The organism is Amycolatopsis sp. CA-211722 (assembly GCF_056828465.1).
The window spans coordinates 45,916-63,323 of the sequence record NZ_CP184752.1; the positions used below are offsets into that span (position 1 = coordinate 45,916).

Consider the following 17,408-nt stretch of genomic DNA (forward strand, 5'->3'; position numbering starts at 1 on the left):
CCCGGCCCCCGCCCGCGTCAGCCTTGGGGACCATGTCACCCCTTACTTCAGCATCTTTCGTGCTCGGGGTTGGTCCCGCCGTCGGTCGTGTCGACGCGCCACGACCCGCTCTCCAGCCGCAGCGGCAGCACCAGGCGCCAGCGGATGCACCCCTCCGGCAGGTACAGCGGCGCGTCTTCGACGTCCTGCGTACTGGTGAACGCGACGAGCACCCGCAGCGTCGTCGGCGTGCCCGGCTCGACGCGGTAGACGAGGATGCTGCCGTCCCGAGTGGACTGATAGTCCTTCTTCCACTCCGCCGCGGTCTTGGTCTTGGCCCGCTCGCGGCTGACCACCGATGTCCACTTCGGATAGTCGCGGTCGTTGATGGCGTCGAAATACCCCTGCAGCACCTGCCGGACGCTCTGGTACTGGGGATGCGCGAAAACGTCCGGGGTCACCTCGACGACGGGCGAGCCGGGCTGCTGCTCCGGGGCGACGGACGTCGGCGACTCGCTCACGACCGGCTCGGTGGGCGCGGCCTCGGGACGCGTGTAGAGATCACGTGCCAGCAGCCCCACGCCGACGGTCAAGGAGATCACGACCACGAGAACGGGGATCAGCCACCGCTGGCGAGAGAGGGGGCGAGGCTGGGCGGTCACCCTGAAAGGTTAGCCGCCCGCCTCTTCCGTCATCACCTGCGTCTACCCGACCTGGTGCAACCAGGTGACCGGGGCACCGTCACCGGCGTGCCGGTACGGCTCGAGCGCTTCGTCCCAGTTGGCGGCGAGGAGCTCGTCGAGCTTGTGCGCCAGCGATTCGCCGGTGCGGACCTTGCTCACCAGGGCGCGCAACTGGTCCTCGCCCACGACGATGTCGCCGTTGGCACTGGTCCTGCCGTGCCACAGGCCGAGGCCCGGAGCGAAACAGAACCTCTCTCCGTCGACCCCCGCACTGGGCTCTTCGGTGACTTCGAACCGGATCATCGGCCACGCCTTGAGCGCGGACGCCAGCTTTCCGCCGGTGCCCGAAGGCGCACGCCAACCACATTCGGCGCGGAGCTGTCCTGGACTGGCGGGCTGCGCCGTCCACTTCAGCTCGACTCGGGCACCCAGGGTGCCCGAAATGGCCCACTCGACGTGCGGACACACCGCAGACGGCGACGAGTGGACGTACACCACGCCACGGGTGTTGCCACGGGTGCTCACTGCTGACCTCCGCTACTCGACGAGGGGCGTCTTCCCCTACGACCTCGCGAGCTGTGCTGGTCAGGTGGCTCGTGCCGCCTCCCGGTACGCGTGAGCACATTGTGCACCCCAACTGTGCTGTTTGGCCACATGAACACCACAAGTCGCACCTGATTGGGACGCACGACTCGCGTGAAGTCGCCGCCACCTCACCGCGCTCACGTGCCGGCGACGGCCGGAGGGATCCCTCAGGCGGGTGATCGAGTCAGCATCGGGGAACGGGGGTTCGCCCGAAGGACATGAAGGGCCTCTTTCTGTCCAGACCCGCGCTCCGTGAAGGACTCCTTGAGGGACCCAGAGTCCCTCAAGGAGTCCTTCACGGACTTGCGAGGGCTCAGCCCTGGGCGCCCAGGGACTTCGCCGCGGCGAAGGTGTCGACCAGGCCGGTGCCCTTGTCGAAGCTCGACGTGTACGGCCCGGCCGCCACGTACGGCGAGCCGTTGGCGAATTTGTACGCCGTGCCCTTGATCGCGGCCTCGATGTCACCCGGGCTCGCGTCCGGCGCGACCTGGAACAGCTGCGCGACGATCCCGGCGATCTGCGGCGCCGCCATCGAGGTCCCGCTGATCACGTTGTAGGTACCGAGGTCCAGGAGTCCCGGGCCGTTCTTGGGCTGGAGGCCCTGCGTGCAGATCGGCTGCGTCGGACGGCACGACGAGAGGATGTTCTCCCCCGGGGCCGCAACGTCGGGCCAGCTCGCCTGGTCGGTCTTGAGGCCGCGCGAGGAGAAGTCGGATACCGTGCCGTCGCGGGTACCGGTTCCCTGGTCGTTGAACGACGCCGCGGACAGCACCCCCGGCGTCTGGTCCTGCCCCGGCGGATTGGAGAGGTTCGCCGAACCGTCGCCGCCGTCGTTCCCGTTCGCCCACACCGTGACGACGCCTTCCGCGGCGAGGGCGCGCTGCAGCTTCACCGTCGCCGAGTTCGGGTCGAAGGCGCCGCCGCCGCTCGGACCGTAGGAATTGTTCGTCACCTTGATCGGCGGGCACACCGACGCCGCGACACCCGCGCCACAGGGCGCCTTGTGGTTCTCCAGCACCCAGTTCAGCGCCGCGTCCGTGCCGAGCACGAGCAGCGCGGCCCCGGTCGAGACCGAAACGATCTTCGAGCCCGGAGCCGAACCGCCGACCTCGGTGCCGTCGGACAGCTTCAGCCGGTTCCCGGCGGCGATGCCGGTGACGTGCGTACCGTGGCCGCCCAGGGCGAGCGTGTCGGTGTCGACGGAGGTCGGGACGTCGACGATGCAGTTCGTGGCGGTGCCGTTCAGGCAGAGGCTCTTGAGGTTGCGCACGACCCGCGTCTTGCCGTCGGCGCCCTTGAACGCCGGATGCGTCGGGTCGACGCCGGTGTCGATGACCGCGACCGAGACGCCCCTGCCGTCCACCGGAGCGCCGCCGGCGTCCTTGAGCTGTGTCTGGGCCTGGAGGCTTCGCGTCGCCGTGGTGCCGGCGCTGCCGTGCGCCTTGAGTTTCTCGTTGCCTTCGACATAGGTGACCCCGGCGGCCCCTCGGACCGCGCGAACCTGGTCCGCCGTGCCCCGGACGGCGACGACGCCGATCTTCCGGAACGAGGTGATCTTCTCGAGCCCGGCCGCGCGCGCGGCGCGTTCGGCGGTGGCGATGTCACCGGCGTGCACGAGCGCGGTCACTCCGGTGGCACCGGTGGCGGCCGAGAGCAGCCGGGACAGTCCAGGGGCGACGGGTGCGAGCGGTCCCGCGGCCTGCGCGGGGACCATCCCCGCGACCGGGACGGCGAGCAGGGCGACGACGAGCGCGGCGCGTCGACGCCAGGGGCGGGATACGGCCATTGCGTTTCTCCTGGTGACAGGGGGCAAGGAACTGTCACCTACCAACGAGTACCACCCGGACGGGTGACGGTGCTCACGTGCATTACAACTTTTCGGAGCAACATCACGGCGCCTACCTGGGACGTGTCTCCGCATTAGTCCGGATGGAGGCGCTAGTTTGTGCATCGAGACCGACGAGATGGGGAGGGGTTCGGTGCGACTCGTTCGCCTCGCTCAACAGCCGTCCCGGGTGGCCGAGGACGTCCGCGCCGCGCTGGCTTCGCTCGGCCGGGGCAGCACCATCGTCGGCGGGGTCGCCCTGATCGGCGCCAGCCCGGTCGACGGCAGGCCCATCGAAGCCGTCGTCGTCATGCCGAAGGGTGTCCTCATCGTCATCGGCGTCGACCTGCCGGATCCGGCGTTGAAGCTCGAAGCACCGCTCGGCGGGCCCTGGAAGGCCGACGGCTGGCCGCTGGTCCACGGCGACACGTCGATCAACCCGGCCACGGACGCGCTCTCGCTGTCCGCCGCGTGCACTCACAAGATCGCGGACGTCGCCCCCGGTGCCGGGCCGATCGGCACGATCATCGCCGTCGGGCCGTATGTGGAGACGGTCGAACAGCCCCCCGCGGATCTCGCCGGCTCGGTCCGCGTCCTCTACCCGACGGCGACGACGATGCTCGCCGCGACGGTCTCCCTGGCCGGGGCGCCCCACCCCCGGTCGGTCCAGCAGGCGCGGGAACTGATCGCCGCGCTCGCCCCGGACGCGCCCCCGATACCCGAAGAGATGTTGCTCGGGGAAGGGTTCAGCGCCTACTCCGACGACGAGCCGACGGTGATCCGCGAGAACCCGCTGGTCGCGATCGCGCCGACGGTACCGGTGCGGCACCCGGGGAAGAAGCCCGCGAAATCAGCGGTTCCGCCCGCCCCTCCCGCCAAACCGGCGCAAGCCGCTCCACCCGCTCAGCAGGCTGTCGCCGCGCAGCCCGCCCAGCAGGCCACGCCACCGGAGGCCGCACCCGGCCCGAAGACGCCGCACCAGTCCATGACGGTGAAGTGGTTGCCGGTCGCCGCGATCGGCCTGCTCATCGTGCTGCTGATCGCGGCCATCAGCGTCGCTTCCAGCGGTGACGACACGGCGTCCACGCAGACTCCCCCGCCGCGGACCCCGGCGGCCAGTCCGCCGCCGCCGCCGAGCAGCAGCGCGGTGGAGAGCGTCCAGTTCACCCCGCGGGCGTCCGCCGCGGATCAGAAGTGCGCGTCGCACGCGTACGGCGACGTCCAGTCGAGCCTCCAGCGGACGAGTTGCGCGGGGGTGAAACGCGCGAGCTTCGCCGGCTCCATCGACGGCCGGGGCGCCGCGGTGACGATCGCCGTCGTGGAATTCCCGGACGCCGGGCAGGCGACCGCGTTCAAGGCCACCGCCGACACCCCCGGCGGGGGCGGCATCCTCGATCTCGCCACCGAGACCGGCCAGTGGCAGGGCGAAGTGCCGGTGTTCGAGGGCGCCGCCTACCAGAGCAGCCTGGACGGGAAGTCGGTCCGGCTGGTTCAGGTGGTGTGGGCGCCGGGACCGTCCACTCCGGACGATCCCGGCCTCGTCCGCGGCGCGAAGGCCGCGCTCGATCTGCCCGTTCAGGGCTAGAGGCCGTACGCCTCCAGAAGGCGCAACCACACCTCGCTGATCGTCGGGAACGACGGGACCGCGTGCCAGAGCCTCGACAGCGGGACCTCCCCGACGATCGCGATCGTCGCCGCGTGCACCAGCTCCGCCACGTCCTGCCCGACGAAGGTCGCGCCGACGAGGACACCGCGTTCGGTGTCGACGACGATCCGCGCCTTGCCCGCGTAGCCGTCCGCGTGCAGCGACGAACCGGCCACCGCGATGTCGATGTCGACGACGCGGTGCGGCTTACCCTCCTCCGGCCCGGCGAGCCCGACCGAAGCCACCTCCGGGTCGGTGAACACGACCTGCGGGATGGCGTGATGATCGGCCGTGGCGCTGTGCGCGCTCCACGCGGCGGAGTCGACGGGTTCGCCCGCCGCCTGCGCGGCCACCGCGTCACCCGCGGCCCTGGCCGCGTATTTGCCCTGATGGGTCAGGGGCGCCCGGCCGGTGACGTCGCCGACGGCGAACAGCCAGTCACCGTCCACAGCGGACACCCGGCCGTTGTCGTCCGTCGTGAGCGGCGCGCCCGCTTCGAGTCCCAGCGTCTCGACGCCGAGCCCGTCGGTCGCCGGGCGGCGGCCGGTGGCGACGAGCAGTTCGTCGACGACCAACCGCTCACCGCCCTTCAACGCCAGTTCCTTACCACCGTCCACAGCGGACACGGAGTCGAGACCGGAGCCGGTGTGCACGGTGACCCCGGCTTCGCGGAGACCCGCGACGACGGCGTCTCCCGCGAACTCCGGCAGCCTCGGCAACGGGCGTTCGCCCGAGATGATCAGGTGGACTTCGGCGCCGAGGGTGGCGAAGGCCTGCGCCATTTCGACTCCGACGACGCCGCCGCCCAGTACGCCGAGGCGGCCCGGGACCTTCTCCGCCGAAGTCGCCTCTCGCGAACCCCACGGGGAAACGGTGTCCAGCCCGGGGATCGACGGCGTCCGCGGGACACTGCCCGTGGCGACGATCACCGCGTGCCGCGCGGTCAGCACGTCACCGCCGTCGACCGTGATCTCCCGCTCACCGGTGATCCGCCCGTGGCCGCGGATCGGGACGATCCCGGCCCCCTCGGCCCACTTGACCTGTCCGGTGTCGTCTCCCTTGCCGGTGAACCAGTCCCGGCGCGCGAACACCGCGGCCGGGTCGACCGCGTCGCCCACCGGAACGCCGGGAACCCGTTTGGCGGCGGCGAGGAGGTTCCCCGGCCGCAGCAGGGCCTTGCTCGGAATGCAGGCCCAGTAAGAACATTCGCCGCCGAAGCGCTCGTGTTCGACGAGCGCCACCCGGAGGCCGCCCCGCGCTGCCCGTTCGGAGGCGACCTCGCCGACCGGGCCGCCTCCGATCACGATCACGTCAAAATCCTGTGCTGACATGCATTCAGCGCACACCACCGCGCAGCTTCGCGCAACCTGCCGCTATCCTCGTGTCGCTGCGTGAGTCATCAGCCGCGGGTCAGGTTTCACCGTGCCGGTTACGCAGTAGAACGATCGAGCGCGGGAGGTTTTTCATGGCCAGGAACACTGCTGTGCATTTGCTGGACGATCTGACCGGCGAGGCGGCCGAGGAAACGGTCGCCTTCGGTTTGGACGGAATCGCCTACGACATCGACCTTTCGGCCGACAACGCCACCGCACTCCGGGAAATCCTGCGTGCCTATGTGGAGAACGGCCGCCGGATCGGTGGACGCAAATTGCGGCCGCGGGTCGTGCAGCGGCCCAAGGGCACGCGCGTGACCAAGTCGACGCCGAAGACCGCGGCCACCGCCGCGAAGGCCGAGTCGAAGACGGCCGCGAAGCCGGGCCGCAAGCCCGCCGCGAAGGGTGTCGCCGGCCGCAAGCCCGCCGCCGCCAAGAAGGCAGCCGCCCCCAAGGCTCCTGCCAAGACCACGGCGAAAGCCACTGCGGCCAAGGCGAAGTCGACCCGCGGCACGGCGGCGAAGCCCACCGCGGCCAAGGCGCCAGCCGGTCGCGCGAAGGCCGCGGCCGCGGCGAAGACCCCGGCGAAGACGGCAGCCAAGGCCACCGCCAAGACGAAGGTCGCCGCCGCGAAGACGACAGCCGCCAAGGCAGCGCCGAAGGCCGCGGCCAAGGCTCCGGCGAAGAAGGCCGCCGAGCCGAAGAAGACCACGCGCGCCGCTCGCAAGGTGCCCGCCGTCACTTTCTCGGCCACGGAGAAATAGTTCTGGGAAAGGCAAAACGGCCCCCTTCGCGTAATTGAGCGAGGGGGCCGCTTTGTGTCGAGTCTCGTGAGTGGTAATGACGGTTCTAACCGTCATTACCACTCACGAGGCTTTTCGCTGAGCGCCTTCGGCATGCCATTCCGGGTAGTGGTACCGCGTGTGCTGAAGCGAGCGATGCCACTCCCGCTCCTCGGCCGAAGGCTTCCGGGTGGTGAGTTCACCCAGTCGCGCGGCCGCCGCCACGCGGACGGCGGCCGTGACTTCGGCAACACCTTTGCGCAGGCCATGCTCGGCGAGCGACGCGACCGGGCTCCGGTGGGAGTCGAGCGGACGGGGATCCGCGGGTGCCGAAGTGAGGTACCGGCCGACCCGTTCCGCCGCCGTCGAGACGAGCAGCGTGGAATGCGCGAGCAAGCCCGTTCTCGTCCGGAACACGGCGAAACCGCACAGCTTCGCGTCACCGACGAACAGGCCTCGATCACCGAGCCGCGACGGCAGCCCGAGTTCGGCCACCGTCGCGGTCATCAGTTCCCCGAGTGCTTCGAGCGGTCTGTGCGACGGTCCCGGCAGGACCAACGTGATGTTCAGGTTGCCGGGATCGTGGAACACGGTGCCGCCACCGCTGGCCCGGCGCAGCACCGGGACGCCGTCGCTCGCGCAGACATCGGCCTTGACCTCGCGTTCGATCTTCTGCCCCCGCCCCACGACCACACAGTCGGTGTTGCGCCAGATCCACAGGACCGGCGCCACCGGTGCGGCACGGAGAAGGGCTTCGTCGAACGCGAGGTTGTCGGCCGGGTCGTCGAACGAGGCGACGACTTCCGAAGGACCGGTCACAGTGCTTTGAGTTCCTCCACGATCTCGCCCACCGACGATTTCGCGTCGCCGAAGAGCATGCTGGTCTTCGCATCGTAGAAGAGCTCGTTGTCGATGCCGGCGAAGCCCGAGCTCATCCCGCGTTTGAGCACGATCACCGACCGGCTGTGGTTCACCTTGAGGATCGGCATCCCGTAGATGGGCGAGCCCGGATCGGTCTCCGCGGCCGGGTTCGTGACGTCGTTCGCGCCGATCACCAGCGCGACGTCGGTCTGGGCGAACTCGGAGTTGATCTCGTCCATCTCCTTGAGCTGCTCGTACGGGACGTCGGCCTCGGCGAGGAGCACGTTCATGTGCCCCGGCATCCGGCCCGCCACCGGGTGGATGGCGTACGCGACCGTGATCCCCTTGGCCTCCAGCAGTTTCGCCATCTCGCGGACCACGTGCTGCGCCTGCGCGACGGCCATGCCGTACCCGGGCACGACCACGACCTTGTTGGCGTACGCCATCTGGATCGCGGTGTCGGACGCGCTGGTGCTGCGGACCGGCCGGACCTCGCCGGAGCCGCCGCTCGCGACCGCCGTGCCGCCGCCGAACCCACCGGCGACGATGGCCGGGATCGACCGGTTCATCGCCTTCGCCATCAGGTTCGTCAGGATCGAACCCGAGGCGCCGACGATCATGCCCGCCACGATCAGCGCGGTGTTGTCGAGCGCGAGCCCCATGGCCGCCGCCGACAAACCGGTGAGCGCGTTGAGCAACGAGATGACGACCGGCATGTCCGCGCCGCCGATCGGCAGCACGACCACCACGCCGAGCACGCCCGCCGCGACCAGCAGGCCGATCATCAGCAGTTCGGCGTCGCCACCGCTCGCGATGACCACCGCGAGGACGATCGCGGCGATCAGCACCAGCGCGTTCACCGGCTGCTGCAGTTTGCCCAAGGTGATCGGGCGGCCGGAGATGAGTTCCTGCAGTTTCCCGAACGCGATGTTCGATCCCCAGAAGGACACCGAACCGACGATCGCGGCGAACAACGACGCGATCGCGACGTACGCGGGCTCGTGCGCGTAGCCCTCGGTGGTGCGGAACTCGACCCACGCGATGAGCGCGACCGCCCCGCCGCCGACGCCGTTGAACAGCGCCACCATCTGCGGCATAGCGGTCATCTTCACCTTGCGCGCGGACGGGACGCCGACGACGACACCGATCGCGACGCCGAGCGCGATGAGCAGCCAGTTGCTCATGCCCGGCGTCAGGAGCGTCGCGATCACCGCGATGGCCATGCCGACCGCGGCGATCCAGTTGCCACGGACCGCGGTGCGGGGACCGGTCAGGCCCATGAGGCCGTAGATGAACAGCGCGAAGGAAATGATGTAGAGGACGGCGATGAAGGTCGTCACTTGTCACCACCGTCTTCCGGCTTCTTCGCCTTGAACATCGAGAGCATCCGGTCGGTGACGAGGAAGCCGCCGACCACGTTGATCGTGCCGAAGGCGATCGCGATCACCAGCAGGATCTTGTTCAGTACGCCGTCGACCCCGAGGCCGAGCACGATCAGCCCGCCCAGCAGGACGATGCCGTGGATCGCGTTGGTGCCCGACATGAGCGGGGTGTGCAACGTATTGGGCACCTTGGAGATGACGGTGAAACCCACGAATCCGGCGAGTACGAGGATCGCCAAACTGCCGACGAGCATCACTCGCCTCCTTCTTCTTTGCCGGCCACGCAGGCCCCGGCGACGATCTCGTCGGAGAAGTCGAGCGCGAGCTTGCCTTCTTTGTCGACGAGCAGTTCCAGCAACTCGGTGACGTTGCGCGCGTAGAGCTCGCTGGAATGCGCGGGCATCTCCGCGGCGAGGTTGAGCGGCGAGCAGATGGTGACGTCGTGCTCGACGACCTCCTCACCCGGTTTCGTCAGTTCGCAGTTGCCGCCGGTCTCCCCGGCGAGGTCGACCACGACACCGCCGGCGGGCATCCCCTTCACCGCGTCGGCGGTGACGAGGACCGGCGCCCGGCGGCCGGGGACGAGCGCGGTGGTGATCACGACGTCGAACCTCGTGATCGCCTCGGTGAGCCTGCGTTGCTGCTCGGCTTTTTCCTCGTCGGTCAGCTCGCGGGCATACCCGCCTTCACCGACCGCCTCGATGCCGAGGTCGAGGAATTTCGCGCCGAGCGACTTCACCTGCTCGCCGACCTCGGGCCGGACGTCGTACCCGGTGGTCTGCGCGCCGAGCCGTTTCGCCGTCGCCAACGCCTGCAACCCGGCGACACCGGCACCGAGCACGAGCACCTTCGCCGGGGGCACCGTCCCGGCGGCGGTGGTGAGCATCGGGAAGAAGCGGGTGAGCTTCTCGGCGGCCAGCAGGACCGCGCGATAGCCCGCGACACTGCTTTGCGACGACAACGCGTCCATCGCCTGCGCGCGGGAGATCCGCGGGATCGCCTCGACGGCGAAGGCGCGGACGCCCGCCGATTCGAGTGCCGCTATCCCGTCGGGATCACCCCTCGGATTCAGGAAGCCGATGAGAATGGTGCCCTGCTTGAGCTTCGCGACTTCGGCCGCGCTCGGAGGCGCCACCTTCACCACGATGTCGGCATCCCACGGATCGCCGATCACCGCTCCCGCCTGCTCGAAGGTCTCGTCGGCGAGCAGCGCGCCGGCGCCCGCGCCGGGCTCGACCACCACCCGCAGTCCGCGTCCGGAAACGCGCTCGATGAGTTTCGGTACCAGCGCGATACGGCGTTCGCCTTGTCCGGTTTCCCGGACCACACCGACCGTGAGCTGCTCGTTCTCTGCCGCCACAGGCGACCTCCTCGCTGGAGAGGACCACACGAACCCGCACTTCTTACCACGCCCGGCCGACAACTTTCCTGGCTGAACGTATCCGGTCCGCATCTTTCCGTGACATCACTCATCACGATCGATCCAGCCATCGATCCAGGTGCGCGAGGTCATACGCGCTGAAGGGGACTTTCACCGCGTCAGATGTGACGAAAGCGTCCTTCGCCGCGTGTCACGCGCTGAAGGACGCTTTCAGCCCGTCTTTACGGCAGCGCTTTCCGCATCACGGAACGCTGCGCCAGTTCGGCACGCCCAGGAAGATCAGCCGCAGCCGCCGTTCGGCCGTGCGCACGATCTCTTCGTCACGCGAAGGGGTTTCGAGCAGCTCCAGCACCGTCGTGAGCATGGTCGTCACGATCAGGTCGGCGAGCAGGTGGAGATCTTCGGTGCTCCATTCGCGGAGGAAGTCGAACCGTGCGAGATCGACGGCGAGTTCGCTGACGAAGAGCTTGAGCTCGAACCCGATCGCCTGCCGGACCGGGCCGGTGCCGCCGTAGCGCTCCCTGGTCAGGAAGTGGAAATGGTCCTCGTGCGCCCGCACGTGCTCCCGCAGGATGCGCACCGACGAGCGGATCATGTCGTTGTACGCCGACGGCCTCGTGCGCGCGGAGCGGATCATCGTGCGCAGCGTGCGCATCGACTCCTCGACCAGCGCCACGCCCAGCTCGTCCATCGACGCGAAATGGCGGTAGAACGCCGTCGGCACGATCCCGGCCTGCTTCGCGACCTCGCGCAGGCTGAGCCCGGAGAACCCTCGTTCCGCCACCAGGTCCAGGGCGGCGTCCAGCAGCGCCTGCCGTGTGCGCTGCTTGCGCTCCTGCCGGGAAACGGGCTCCGTTGTCACGACCGACAGCGTAATCGCCTCCGCGGTATCACCCACGTCACATCGACCTCCTCTCGCGTTGACAAGCGCGACCGTCGCCACTTCACTATTGAGTGTACAAGCGTTCACTGAATTTGGGAGAAGTGATGACGGCACTGGTACCGCGCAGGGCCAGGCGGCTGGCCTCGCTGGCCGAGGCCTTGCTCACGCCCCACGGCATGGACCGCTACCTCGAGCTCGTCGATCCGATGCTGGTCCGCCACGAGATCCGCGGCCTGGTCACCGACGTCCGGCGGCAGACACCCGACACGGTCACGCTGACCATCCGGCCGAGCCGCGCCTGGCGAGGACACGTGGCGGGCCAGTACGTGCGGGTGACCGTCGAGATCGACGGCGTCCGCCGGACCCGCTGCTACTCACCCGCCGGTTCGGAGCACGACGGATCACTGGAACTGACCATCAAGGCCGACCCGCAAGGGCTCGTCTCGCGCCACCTGAACCGCACGGTCACCATCGGCTCGGTGCTCGGACTGTCCACTCCGGACGGTGAGTTCACCCTCCCCTCGCCGAGGCCCCGGCGGATCCTGCTGCTGAGCGGCGGGAGCGGGATCACCCCCGTCCTGTCGATGCTGCGCACGCTGGCGGACGAGAAATACGAGGGCGATCTCGCCTTCCTGCACTACTCCAACGGCGCCGAAGACGCGCTCTACCGCGCCGAGCTCGCCGACCTCGCGCGCCGCCTTCCCGGCCTGCGGGTGGTACACGCGTTCACTCACGCCAAAACCGGCGGTGACCTGCACGGGTTCTTCTCGAAGGAACACCTCGCCGAGGCCGCGCCGTGGTACCCCGACGCCGAAACGTTCCTGTGCGGTCCGAAGCCACTGATGGATTCGGTCCGCGAGGTCTTCGAGGCCGACGGGCTGGGCGCACATCTGCACACCGAGGAGTTCACCCCGCCCGCACTCACCTTCGACACCGAGAGCGCCGAAGGGCAGGTGCGCTTCGCGCGCAGCGGCCGCGAGTTCGCCAACTCCGGGAAACCGTTGCTGGAGCAGGCGGAAGAAGCCGGACTGAGCCCGGAACACGGCTGCCGCATGGGCATCTGCTTCTCCTGCACGCAGATCAAGACCTCCGGTTGTGTGCGCAACGCCAAGACCGGCGAGACCTCCAGCGAAGAGAACGAAGAGATCCAGCTCTGCATCTCCGTCCCGGTCGGGGACGTCGAGATCAACGCTTAGAAAGGAGCAGGCCATGACCGGCTTGCAGGACAAGCTGACCCCTCGGCAGGTCGAGGACTTCGGCCGCGAACTGGACGAGATCCGGCAGCGGATCGTCGCCGACCTCGGCCAGACGGACGTCGACTACATCCACAACGTCATCAAGACCCAGCGCGCGCTCGAGGTCGCCGGCCGCGGGCTGTTGTTCGCCGGATTCTTCCCGCCGGCCTGGGTCGCCGGTGTCGCCGCGCTTTCGGTGGCGAAGATCCTCGACAACATGGAGATCGGCCACAACGTCATGCACGGCCAGTACGACTGGACGCGCGACCCGGCGCTGAGCTCCCAGCAGTTCGAGTGGGACACCGTCGCGCCTTCGGAGAACTGGCGCCATTCCCACAACTACATCCACCACACCTACACCAACATCCTCGACAAGGACCGCGACATCGGCTACGGCATCCTGCGGATGGACCCGGCGCAGAAGTGGAACCCGTACTACCTGGGCAACCCGGTGTACGCGACGCTGCTCGCGCTGTTCTTCCAGTGGGGTGTCATGCTGCACGACCTCGAGGTCGACCGGGTCGCCAAGGGCGAACGCACCTGGGCCGAGAACAAGCCGGTGCTGCGGAAGATCGTGCGCAAGGCCGGACGTCAGGTCGGCAAGGACTACGTGCTCTTCCCGCTGCTGACCGGTCCGCTCGCGCCGCTGACCTTCCTCGGCAACGCCACCGCGAACCTGACCCGCAACCTGTGGGCGTTCTCGATCATCTTCTGCGGGCACTTCCCCGCCGACGTCGAGAGCTTCACCGAGGAGGAGACCGAGAACGAGTCGCGCGGCCAGTGGTACCTGAGGCAGATCCTCGGCTCGGCGAACATCACCGGCGGCAAGCTCTTCCACATCATGACCGGGAACCTCTCGCACCAGATCGAGCACCACCTGTTCCCGGACATCCCGGCGCGCCGCTACCCGGAGATCGCCGGCGAGGTGCGGGCGATCTGCGAGAAGTACGGCCTGCCCTACAACACCGGCCCGCTGCACAAGCAGCTGTTCTCGGTGGCCAAGAAGATCGTGAAACTGGCCCTTCCGTGGAACGGGGAGCCCCGCACACCGGCTACCGTGGAGAGCGACAAGACCCTCCGAGCGGCTTAAGGTGTCTGACATGGTCGGTCAGTTCGAAAGCACCAAGGACGTGGTCCAAGAGGTCACCGAGTCCGCGGCCACCCATATCGGCAACATCGCGACGATCATCACCGGCGCGATCCGGGACATCGCCCGCGAGACCGGCGACTGGCTGACGGACGTCATCGAGATGCGCGAGGCGTCCCAGCGGGCGCAGGCGGACGAGAGCCGCGATTCGGGCTAGGACCGAGGGTTCTCAGGAACCACCGCACGTGAGCCGCGGTCTGCCGGTGCCGGCCTTGATCGGGGTCGCGAAAGCCACTTTCGGGACATCTGATGTCCCGAAAGTGGCTTTCGCGACACACCTCCAGCACCTTCGCGAACCGAAGCCCGGGACCGACACGACCCCCGGGACCGAGAGCCGCGAAGACATCCGCCCTGGTCCGTGAGGGCCTCCTCGCCCTGTACGTGAAGGACCCCTTCACTGCGTCTAGCGCAGTGAAGGGGTCCTTCACGTACTTCGAGTGACCAGGATGCCGGTACCGAGTGGGGCGGGTTGGCCGTGAGTGACGATTCGGGTTGGAACACGAAACGCCACTCACGACCCGCTTACCCAATCCTGGTACCCGAGAGCCGTGAAGATTACGGAAAACCGCATGGTCAGGAGGCGGGTGGTCACGGCAGGCTGAAGCCGTGACCACCCACCTCGCTCTTCCTCGCCGCGTCCTCAGCGCACAGCTGAGCCGCGCGTACTGGGGCGAGCTGGCCTGGGTGATCGTCGGCGCGCCACTGACGTTGGCGTTCGTGCTGCTCGTCGTCGTCGGGCTGATCCTCGGGGCGGGCCTGAGCCTGCTGACCATCGGGGTCCCGGTGCTCATCGGCGTCCTGGCGGGCGCGAGGCTGATCGGCATCGCCCACATCGGTCTGGCGCGCGCCCTGCTCGGGACGACGGTCACCCCACCCGCCCGGCCCGAACTGCGGCCCGGCCTCTGGAACGGCGTCAAAGGCAGGCTCGGGGATCCGCTCGGCTGGCGGTCGATCGCGTATCTGGTGATCCGGCTGCCGTTGTCGTCGATCGGGTTCTTCCTGGTCGCGAGCCTGTTCGTGTACGCGGTGAGCACGCTGAGCTATCCGCTCTTCTGGTTCACCCTGCACGGCGACGCGATGCCGACGTTCGACCTGCGCGTCGACACCTGGCCGTTGACCCTGCCGCTCGCCGTCACCGGGCTGGCCGTCCTGCTGGCGATGCCGTGGGTGGTCCACGGGCTCACCGAACTCGACCGGCTGCTGGTGCGCGGGGTTCTCGGCACCGAGGACCTCTCCCAACGCGTGCGTGACCTCGAACGCAGCCGCGCGACCGCGGTCGACGACGCGACCCGGCGGCTGCGCCGGATCGAACGCGACCTGCACGACGGCGCGCAAGCCCAGCTGGTCGCGCTGGCGATGAAGCTCGGCATCGCGAAGGACGAGCTCGCCGGGGACGGCGACATCGAGCAGGTCACCGCCCTGGTCACCGCCGCGCACGCCAACGCGAAACAGGCACTCGTCGAACTTCGCGACCTCGCCCGCGGCATCCATCCCGCCGCGCTCGACGCCGGACTCGACGTCGCGCTGTCCACTTTGGCCGCGGGCTCGGGCATCGACGCGCGGATCACCGTGGACCTGCCGAGCAGGCCGTCTCCGTCGATCGAGACCATCGCTTACTTCACCGTCGCGGAACTGCTGACGAATGCCGCCAAGCACACTTCCTCCGCGATCGAGGTCGACGTGGGTATCGTCGGCGGCGACCTGCGGCTCGTGGTGCGCGACGGCGGTGAAGGCGGGGCCCGGCCGGTGCGCGGCGGAGGGCTCGCCGGGATCGCCGAGCGGCTCGCGACGGTGGACGGCGGGCTCGACATCGACAGTCCCCCGGGTGGGCCTACGGTGATCAGCGCGGAAATACCATTACGGGAATAGGGGGCGGCGTGCGCGTCGTGATCGCGGAGGATTCGGCCATCCTCCGGGCGGGGCTCGTCGAACTGCTGAACCTTCGGGGGCACGAGGTCGTCGCGGCCGTCGCCGACGGGGACAGCCTGTGCGCGGCGGTGCGGGAACACCGCCCCGACGTGTCCATTGTGGATATCCGGATGCCACCGACGCACACCGACGAAGGGCTGCGCGCGTCCATCGCGCTGCGCGCGGAGCTGCCGGGGTGCGCGATTCTGCTGTTCTCGCAGTACGTCGAGACGCAGTACGCGACGGAGCTCCTCGCCGACCGCGCGGGCGGTGTCGGCTATCTGCTGAAGGACCGGGTCGCGGAGGTGTCGGACTTCCTCGACGCGCTCCGGCGGGTTGCGGACGGCGAGACCGTGCTGGACCCGGAGGTGGTCAGCCAGCTGTTCACGGCCACCCGGAAGACGGACGCGCTCGCCGGGCTGACACCGCGTGAGCGCGAGGTGCTCGGTTTGATGGCCGAGGGCCGGTCGAATTCGGCCATCGCGGCGGCGTTGTTCTTGTCGGCGGGCTCGGTCGAGAAGTACGTGTCGAGCATCTTCGGGAAGCTGGCGCTGCCCCAGTCCGAAGGGGACAACCGGCGGGTTCTGGCCGTGCTGCGGTACCTGGAGTCCTAGGAAGGCTCCACCGGCACTCCGTTCGGCTCCGGCAGGCACAGCTGCACCCACGCGACATCCCGCCAGGCCCCGTGCTTGTATCCGATCCGCCGGTAGGTCCCCACCGGCTCGAAGCCCAGCGCGCGGTGCAGCCCGGCGCTCGCGTCGTTCGGCAGCACCATCCCCGCGCAGAAGTTCCGGAACCCGCGCGACGCCAGCTTGTCCAGCAGCGCCTGGTAGAGCGCGCGCCCGCCGCCGGTCCTCCGGCGGCCGAGCTCCAGATAGATACTGACCTCGCACGACCACCGATAAGAAGGCCGACCGCTGAAGGGGCCTCCGTAGGCATAACCGGCAACGCGACCTTCGTCGTCTTCGAGCACGAGCCACGCGTGTGATCGCTGTGCCTTGGCGATGCGCTCGGCCATCTCGTCCGGCTTGGGCGGCTCGGTTTCGAACGAGATCACCGTGTCGGTGACATACGGCGCGTAGATCTCCGCGCACGCCGTCGCGTCGGCTTCAGTCGCTTCCCTGATCACCATGGCGACCATAGTAACCGAGACTGCCACTATAGTGAGCAGCATGTCGGATCCCTTGTCCGCGTCGCTCGCCGCGACGCTTCAGTCCGCGAGACTGGACCAGAACCTTTCGGCCAGCGCCCTCGCCGAGTCTTCGGGCGTGTCCAGGGCGATGATCGGCAAGATCGAACGGGGCGAGGCACAACCGACGGCGGTCCTGCTCAGCAGGCTTTCCGCCGCGCTCGGGATGACGTTGTCCGAGCTGATCGCGCGCGCCGAACACGGCGACCGGCGCCTCGTGCGCGCCGCCGACCAGCCGACCTGGACCGACCCCGACACCGGGTACGTGCGCCGCGCGGTCTCGCCTTCGCTCGGCGGGCCGCTGGAGCTGGTCGAGGTCGTGCTCCCCGCGGGCGCGGAGGTCGCCTTCCCCGCGCACACCTACGCCCTGACCCATCACCAGATCTGGGTGCTGGACGGGCATCTGCGGTTCCGCGAGGGCGACGTCGAGCACGAACTGGACGCGGGCGATTGCCTGCAGCTCGGCACTCCGCGGCCCTGCGCCTACGTCAACCCGACCGGGGAGCCGGTCCGATATCTGGTCGCCCTGGCCCGGCGGCACGCCTGATAC

The 17,408-nt window shown here is 69.0% G+C and carries 18 protein-coding genes; 8 read left to right on the forward strand and 10 right to left on the reverse strand.

Features of this window, described 5'->3' with window-relative positions; translation table 11 throughout:
- Positions 1–47 precede the first annotated feature (47 nt).
- The 3 genes from ACOCEP_RS00200 to ACOCEP_RS00210 form a co-directional block, all read right to left on the reverse strand.
- Entirely contained in the window at positions 48–641 is a 594-nt protein-coding gene (locus tag ACOCEP_RS00200; protein WP_482335177.1) for a hypothetical protein, read from the reverse strand.
- Positions 642–683: 42 nt separating this feature from the next.
- Positions 684–1,187 (reverse strand): DUF3145 domain-containing protein, encoded by a 504-nt coding sequence (locus ACOCEP_RS00205; protein WP_091599164.1) that lies wholly within the window; start codon positions 1,185–1,187, stop codon positions 684–686.
- A 373-nt stretch (positions 1,188–1,560) separates the two neighbouring features.
- Positions 1,561–3,033: a S8 family serine peptidase gene (locus tag ACOCEP_RS00210; protein WP_482335178.1), complete on the reverse strand. Its 1,473-nt coding sequence runs from the start codon at positions 3,031–3,033 to the stop codon at positions 1,561–1,563.
- A 193-nt stretch (positions 3,034–3,226) separates the two neighbouring features.
- Here ACOCEP_RS00210 and ACOCEP_RS00215 point away from each other — a divergent pair, with 193 nt between their 5' ends.
- A complete protein-coding gene (locus tag ACOCEP_RS00215; protein WP_482335179.1) occupies positions 3,227–4,657 on the forward strand; it encodes a hypothetical protein in 1,431 nt (476 codons plus the stop codon).
- Here ACOCEP_RS00215 and ACOCEP_RS00220 read toward each other — a convergent pair.
- Complete coding sequence (locus ACOCEP_RS00220; RefSeq protein ID WP_482335180.1) at positions 4,654–6,027, reverse strand: dihydrolipoyl dehydrogenase family protein; 1,374 nt, start codon at positions 6,025–6,027, stop codon at positions 4,654–4,656. The genes ACOCEP_RS00215 and ACOCEP_RS00220 overlap by 4 nt on opposite strands.
- Before the next feature lie 155 nt (positions 6,028–6,182).
- On the opposite strand from ACOCEP_RS00220, the gene ACOCEP_RS00225 reads away from it, so the two are divergent.
- Entirely contained in the window at positions 6,183–6,854 is a 672-nt protein-coding gene (locus tag ACOCEP_RS00225) for an Lsr2 dimerization domain-containing protein (RefSeq protein ID WP_482335181.1), read from the forward strand.
- 102 nt (positions 6,855–6,956) lie between these two features.
- Here ACOCEP_RS00225 and ACOCEP_RS00230 read toward each other — a convergent pair whose 3' ends face one another.
- The 5 genes from ACOCEP_RS00230 to ACOCEP_RS00250 form a co-directional block, all read right to left on the reverse strand.
- A complete protein-coding gene (locus ACOCEP_RS00230; protein WP_482335182.1) occupies positions 6,957–7,691 on the reverse strand; it encodes a lipoate--protein ligase family protein in 735 nt (244 codons plus the stop codon).
- Positions 7,688–9,073: an NAD(P)(+) transhydrogenase (Re/Si-specific) subunit beta gene (locus ACOCEP_RS00235; RefSeq protein ID WP_038510021.1), complete on the reverse strand. Its 1,386-nt coding sequence runs from the start codon at positions 9,071–9,073 to the stop codon at positions 7,688–7,690. The genes ACOCEP_RS00230 and ACOCEP_RS00235 overlap by 4 nt, the downstream gene beginning before the upstream one ends.
- Positions 9,070–9,369, reverse strand: coding sequence for an NAD(P) transhydrogenase subunit alpha part 2 (locus tag ACOCEP_RS00240; RefSeq protein WP_007032801.1), 300 nt, complete (start codon positions 9,367–9,369; stop codon positions 9,070–9,072). The genes ACOCEP_RS00235 and ACOCEP_RS00240 overlap by 4 nt, the downstream gene beginning before the upstream one ends.
- Entirely contained in the window at positions 9,369–10,475 is a 1,107-nt protein-coding gene (locus ACOCEP_RS00245; protein WP_465456109.1) for a Re/Si-specific NAD(P)(+) transhydrogenase subunit alpha, read from the reverse strand. The genes ACOCEP_RS00240 and ACOCEP_RS00245 overlap by 1 nt, the downstream gene beginning before the upstream one ends.
- Positions 10,476–10,737: 262 nt before the next feature.
- Entirely contained in the window at positions 10,738–11,394 is a 657-nt protein-coding gene (locus ACOCEP_RS00250) for a TetR family transcriptional regulator (protein ID WP_482335183.1), read from the reverse strand.
- A gap of 89 nt (positions 11,395–11,483) precedes the next feature.
- Between ACOCEP_RS00250 and ACOCEP_RS00255 the strand changes: the two genes are divergently transcribed.
- The 5 genes from ACOCEP_RS00255 (at position 11,484) to ACOCEP_RS00275 (ending at position 16,283) form a co-directional block, all read left to right on the forward strand.
- The gene (locus ACOCEP_RS00255; RefSeq protein ID WP_482335184.1) at positions 11,484–12,575 is read left to right on the forward strand and encodes a ferredoxin reductase; all 1,092 of its coding nucleotides are present in this window, start codon (positions 11,484–11,486) and stop codon (positions 12,573–12,575) included.
- A 13-nt stretch (positions 12,576–12,588) separates the two neighbouring features.
- Entirely contained in the window at positions 12,589–13,704 is a 1,116-nt protein-coding gene (locus tag ACOCEP_RS00260; RefSeq protein ID WP_482335185.1) for a fatty acid desaturase family protein, read from the forward strand.
- A gap of 10 nt (positions 13,705–13,714) precedes the next feature.
- A complete protein-coding gene (locus tag ACOCEP_RS00265) occupies positions 13,715–13,918 on the forward strand; it encodes a hypothetical protein (protein WP_378428772.1) in 204 nt (67 codons plus the stop codon).
- Between the two features lie 449 nt (positions 13,919–14,367).
- The gene (locus ACOCEP_RS00270; RefSeq protein WP_482335186.1) at positions 14,368–15,630 is read left to right on the forward strand and encodes a sensor histidine kinase; all 1,263 of its coding nucleotides are present in this window, start codon (positions 14,368–14,370) and stop codon (positions 15,628–15,630) included.
- An 8-nt stretch (positions 15,631–15,638) separates the two neighbouring features.
- On the forward strand, positions 15,639–16,283 hold the full coding sequence (locus tag ACOCEP_RS00275) for a response regulator transcription factor (protein ID WP_125673115.1): 645 nt from the start codon (positions 15,639–15,641) through the stop codon (positions 16,281–16,283).
- Here the strand turns inward: ACOCEP_RS00275 and ACOCEP_RS00280 are convergent.
- A complete protein-coding gene (locus ACOCEP_RS00280) occupies positions 16,280–16,810 on the reverse strand; it encodes a GNAT family N-acetyltransferase (RefSeq protein WP_482339521.1) in 531 nt (176 codons plus the stop codon). The genes ACOCEP_RS00275 and ACOCEP_RS00280 overlap by 4 nt on opposite strands.
- A 31-nt stretch (positions 16,811–16,841) precedes the next feature.
- Here ACOCEP_RS00280 and ACOCEP_RS00285 point away from each other — a divergent pair, with 31 nt between their 5' ends.
- On the forward strand, positions 16,842–17,405 hold the full coding sequence (locus ACOCEP_RS00285; RefSeq protein ID WP_482335187.1) for a helix-turn-helix domain-containing protein: 564 nt from the start codon (positions 16,842–16,844) through the stop codon (positions 17,403–17,405).
- Positions 17,406–17,408 lie beyond the last annotated feature (3 nt).